Here is a 456-nt window from a genome sequence, read left to right as displayed (position 1 = left end):
AACCACACCTCGGACCAGCACCCCTGGTTCCAGGCCAGCCGCAACGACCCCGAGGGGCCCTACGGCGACTTCTACGTGTGGAGCGACGACGACACGAAGTACTCCGACGCCCGGATCATCTTCGTCGACACCGAGGTCTCGAACTGGACCTTCGACCCGGTGCGCAAGCAGTACTTCTGGCACCGCTTCTTCAGCCACCAGCCCGACCTGAACTTCGAGAACCCCAAGGTCGTCGAGGCCATCCTCGACGCGCTGCGGTTCTGGCTCGACCTGGGCATCGACGGGTTCCGGCTCGACGCCGTCCCCTACCTGTTCGAGGAGGAGGGGACCAACTGCGAGAACCTCCCCAAGACCCACGAGCTGCTCAAGCGCGTGCGCAAGGTGGTCGACGCCGAGTATCCCGACCGGGTGCTGCTCTGCGAGGCCAACCAGTGGCCGGCCGACGTCGTCGAGTAC

The 456-nt window shown here is 65.6% G+C and carries 1 protein-coding gene; it reads left to right on the top strand.

Features of this window, described 5'->3' with window-relative positions:
* Positions 1-456 (top strand): alpha-amylase family glycosyl hydrolase (locus M3677_RS17195; RefSeq protein WP_251161164.1); only part of this gene is annotated, 456 nt, incomplete at both ends.

It is taken from the genome of Curtobacterium sp. P97 (assembly GCF_023712445.1).
GTDB lineage: Bacteria > Actinomycetota > Actinomycetes > Actinomycetales > Microbacteriaceae > Curtobacterium.
Note: the sequence above shows the minus strand (reverse complement) of the source record. Positions and strands in the feature narration are given on the sequence as shown.